Source organism: Oerskovia sp. NPDC060287, from assembly GCF_042726775.1.
GTDB classification, from domain to species: Bacteria; Actinomycetota; Actinomycetes; order Actinomycetales; family Cellulomonadaceae; genus Oerskovia; species Oerskovia merdavium.
This window is the reverse complement of sequence record NZ_JBHXBO010000333.1, coordinates 1-3,633: the sequence shown is the minus strand read 5'-3', so window position 1 is coordinate 3,633 and position 3,633 is coordinate 1. Positions and strand designations below refer to the sequence as shown.

General features: G+C 72.4%; 5 protein-coding genes. 1 reads left to right on the top strand and 4 read right to left on the bottom strand.

Annotated features, from left to right (window positions below; genetic code table 11):
• Nucleotides 1-79: 79 nt before the first annotated feature.
• The 4 genes from ACFWFR_RS18450 to ACFWFR_RS18435 all read right to left on the bottom strand — a co-directional run bounded on the left by ACFWFR_RS18450 (nucleotide 80) and on the right by ACFWFR_RS18435 (nucleotide 3,334).
• Nucleotides 80-631: an OmpA family protein gene (locus tag ACFWFR_RS18450; protein WP_377624057.1), complete on the bottom strand. Its 552-nt coding sequence runs from the start codon at nucleotides 629-631 to the stop codon at nucleotides 80-82.
• Entirely contained in the window at nucleotides 628-1,221 is a 594-nt protein-coding gene (locus ACFWFR_RS18445; protein ID WP_377624056.1) for a hypothetical protein, read from the bottom strand. The genes ACFWFR_RS18450 and ACFWFR_RS18445 overlap by 4 nt, the downstream gene beginning before the upstream one ends.
• Nucleotides 1,222-1,526: 305 nt before the next feature.
• Nucleotides 1,527-2,417, bottom strand: a complete 891-nt coding sequence (gene phnE / locus ACFWFR_RS18440) for a phosphonate ABC transporter, permease protein PhnE (protein ID WP_377624055.1) — start codon at nucleotides 2,415-2,417, stop codon at nucleotides 1,527-1,529.
• Nucleotides 2,414-3,334, bottom strand: coding sequence for a phosphonate ABC transporter ATP-binding protein (locus ACFWFR_RS18435; protein WP_377624053.1), 921 nt, complete (start codon nucleotides 3,332-3,334; stop codon nucleotides 2,414-2,416). Before ACFWFR_RS18435 ends, phnE begins: the two co-directional genes overlap by 4 nt.
• An 88-nt stretch (nucleotides 3,335-3,422) precedes the next feature.
• Here ACFWFR_RS18435 and ACFWFR_RS18430 point away from each other — a divergent pair.
• Nucleotides 3,423-3,633 (top strand): hypothetical protein (locus ACFWFR_RS18430; protein ID WP_377624051.1); only part of this gene is annotated, 211 nt, incomplete at its 3' end.

The following is a 3,633-nucleotide window of genomic DNA, read 5'->3' as shown; positions in this document are numbered from 1 at the left end:
AGCATGCGGTTGGCGTTCGGATCCGCGGGTTTTCGAACGCCAACCGCATGCTCGGCACCGAAGCGGCACCAGGACAACGTCAGCCCTTGAACCGCAGCTCCACGCGACGGTTCTCGGCCCGCGCCGGCCCCGGGTCGTCGCCCACCTCGGGCGTCTTGAGCTGCGTCTCGCCGAAGCCCTGGACGTCGAGCACCAGGTCGGGCCTCGATGCGGCGACCGCGGCCCCCACAGCCTGGGCCCTCCGCAGCGACAGGTCGAGGTTGTGCACGTCGTCGCCCACCGAGTCGGTGTGACCGTGGACCGAGAGGGTCGCGCCGTCGGGCACGTTCGCGACGAGCCCGGCGACGGCCGCCGCCGCTGCGGGGGACACCTCCGCGCCGTCGACCTCGAACAGGATGTCCGAGGTCAGGGTGATGACGGTCTCCTCACCCTGGGTCTCGACGGTGTCGATCGTCTGGACGCTGCCCTCGAGCGTGAAGCGTGAGATCGACGCGGCGATCTGCTCGGCGGTCGGCTCGGGCAGGGTCGTGATGTCGAACTCGACCGGTGCGTCGACGGTCGCGGACGCGGGGAGCGTGCCGAGCAGCAGCGCGGTGACCGTGAGGCCGAGCACGGCGCGTGCGGGCCTCATCGCGTCACCGGGATGTTCTCGAACGTGGGCCACGAGTCGACGACGCTCACGTCGAGCGTCGCGACGTCGTCCTCGATGCCTGCGAAGATGCCGGTCCAGCGGACGGACTCGCCGCCGACCGCGGTGGTCGTGAAGATGCTCGACCCCATCTCGTCGTAGTTCTCGTCGACGAGCTGGACGTACTTCTTGAGGTTCTCGCGGTCGACGAGCGCGGCGTCGAACGAGGTGGCGCCCGTGAGCTCGTAGACGCTGCGCTCCCCGCCGTCGTCGGCCGACCCGGTCGGTGTGAAGATCACGCGCAGCTCGGTGAGGGCGCCCCGCACGGTGAGCGACTCGATGCCCACGCGGACCGTGTCGCCGGGGCGCCCAGGGATGTCGAGCGTCGCCTCGAGGACCACGGCGTCCGGGTCGACGGGCGAGACGGTGGGCGCGGCGGCGGGCTGCGCGTTCGTGCCCGGCGCTCTCGCGGCCTGGCTCTGGGTGCCCGACGGCGCAGGCTCGCCTCCCGGGAGGAGCGAGCAGCCGGTCAGGGCGACCAGGGAGACGGCGAGCGCGGCCGCCGTGATCGTGCGGTGCGCGGAAGTGCGCATGGTGGTGCTCCGATCGAGGTGGGGATCGCCACACTGTCTCAGAGAATCGGTGACGCACCCGCATCTATCCCATGGGGAGAACTGCCCGTTGGTCCAGGGTCTGGTCGGTGCCCGCCCTCCTCAGCGGGCCCTCCTTGCCGCACACCCCGGCGCCCATCTCAGCAGGCCCTCCTTGCTGCACACCCCGGCCAGGCCGCGAGAACGAGGTTCCGCCCAGTCGAGCACGAGGTTGCGGTCGGAATCCGCCGGACAGCGATCGCAACCTCGTGCTCGGCACCACGGGGCACCACGAAGCGCCCGGAGGCTCAGACCGCGATCCGCGCCCTGGCCCACGACGAGAACCGGTCCACGACCCACACCAGCACGAGAACCATGAGGATGTAGGTCAGCATCTCGTCGAACCGGAACAGCTTGATCGACTTGTTGATGAGGAACCCGATCCCGCCCGCGCCCACGAGCCCGAGCACGAGCGAGGACCGCACGTTGACGTCGAACCGGTAGAGCAGCAGGCCCAGGAACTGCGGCACGACCGCGGGCAGCACCGCGTGCGTGACGACCTGGGTCCGGCCCGCGCCGTTGGTGCGCAGCGCGTCGGCGGGCCCGGGGTCGATCTCCTCCATGGCCTCGGCCCACAGCTTGCCCATGACGCCCGTGTTGTGGACGACGAGCGCGAGCACCCCCGCGAAGGGCCCGAGCCCCACGGCGGTCACGAAGATCAGCGCGAACACGACGTCGGGCACGGCGCGGAAGAACGACAGGATCGCGCGCGAGCCCTGGTACCAGAACGACCCGGGGGTGCTGCCGCGAGCCGCGAGCACCGCGAGGAGCAACGACAACGGGATGGACAGCGTGGTCCCGAGGAGCCCGATCCACAGCGTCACGAGCGTGGCCTGGAGCCCGGGAGCCACGACGGTCGACCAGTCGAGGTCGGGCGGGAACGCCTCGCCGACGAACCGGGCCATGCCCTCCCAGCCGCCCACGAGCGCGCTGATCGAGAAGCCCGTGCCCTGCCAGGCGAGGACGTGCAGCCCGAGCAGCACGGCCCCGGCGGTGACCCAGGTCGTGACCTGCCGGCCCGAACGGTGGGCCGTGGGCACGACGACGTGCTCGAGCCGCTCGCGCGAGGGGCCGTCGGTGCGGTCGCGGGCAGCGCCGCGGGGCGGTCGGGGCGCGTGCGAGGGGGCGGTGGTGGTCATGCGGGGATCCTCGTTCCGGCGGTCAGGCCGTCAGTCGTCGGGGCGGCGGTGTCCGCCGCGTACAGGTGCTCGACGGCGTCACGCGTCACGGCGTCGGGCGCACCGTTGAGCCGCTCGCGTCCGGCGACCATCCCGACGAGGCGGTCGGCGTGCTCGCGTGCGAGCTCGGGGTCGTGGAGCACCGCGACGACCGCCAGGCCCTCGTCGTGCGCGAGGGTCGCGAGGAGCTCCATGACCTGGGTCGAGGCCGCGGGGTCGAGAGCCGACGTCGGCTCGTCGGCGAGCAGCACGCTCGCCCGCTGGCACAGGGCCCGGGCGACGGCCACGCGCTGCTGCTGACCGCCCGAGAGCTGGCCGACCCGGTCGAGCGCTCGGTCCGCGAGGCCGACCCGCTCGAGGCACAGCATGGCCTCGGCGCGCAGCTCGCGGGGGAAGAGCGACGCGAGGAGCGACTGCCGCAGGGGCAGGCGTCCGAGGGCCCCGGCGCACACGTTGTCGAGCACCGTGCGCCGCCGCACGAGGTTCACCTGCTGGAAGATCATGGCGACCCGTCGTCGGGCCTCGTGCTGGTCCGCGGCGGACGTCCTGTGATGAGGGTGCACCTGCTCGCCGTCGACCCACACCTCGCCCGAGGTCACGGGCGCGAGCCCGATCACGGACTTGAGCGTGGTCGACTTGCCGCACCCGTTCGCGCCGAGGATCGCGACGAGCTCGCCCGCGGCGACGTCGAGGTCCATGCCGTCGACCGCGCTGCGCAGCACGTTCTCGCCGCCCTCGGACCGGGTGCTGAACTGGACCCGCAGGTCCCGGACGTGCAGACCGGGCGAGCGGACGCCGTCGGGCAGGTGCAGCACGCCCCCGGCCGATCCGGGTCCGCGCGGCGAGCCCGGCTCGACCGCGCCGTGGTGTGAAGCCATCTGGAACAACTCCTTGCTGGTGCGGGACGCGAGCCCGCGGGGAGAGAGGGTGGTCGGCGGTGGTGGTCGACCGGGCGAGCTGGTGCGGGTGGAGCGCCGGGCGTGGCTGCGGCCCACCATCCGGATACGGCTCACCCTGCTCTACGGCGGGATGTTCCTCATCGCGGGCATCCTGCTGCTGTCGATCATCTACCTGCTCGCCGCCCAGGCGGAGCACGTCGGCAACGAGCTGCGGCAAGTCGTCGCTGCTCGGTGCGCACACGGGCGACCTGCCGCTCGACGGCGGGTCCGTCCTGGTC

Excerpts from the sequence above, each read along its gene's own strand:
- ACFWFR_RS18445 (WP_377624056.1), bottom strand. The coding sequence starts at position 1,221 with ATGCGCACTTCCGCGCACCGCACGATCACGGCGGCCGCGCTCGCCGTC.
- phnE (WP_377624055.1), bottom strand. The coding sequence starts at position 2,417 with ATGACCACCACCGCCCCCTCGCACGCGCCCCGACCGCCCCGCGGCGCT.
- ACFWFR_RS18435 (WP_377624053.1), bottom strand. The coding sequence starts at position 3,334 with ATGGCTTCACACCACGGCGCGGTCGAGCCGGGCTCGCCGCGCGGACCC.
- ACFWFR_RS18450 (WP_377624057.1), bottom strand. The coding sequence starts at position 631 with ATGAGGCCCGCACGCGCCGTGCTCGGCCTCACGGTCACCGCGCTGCTG.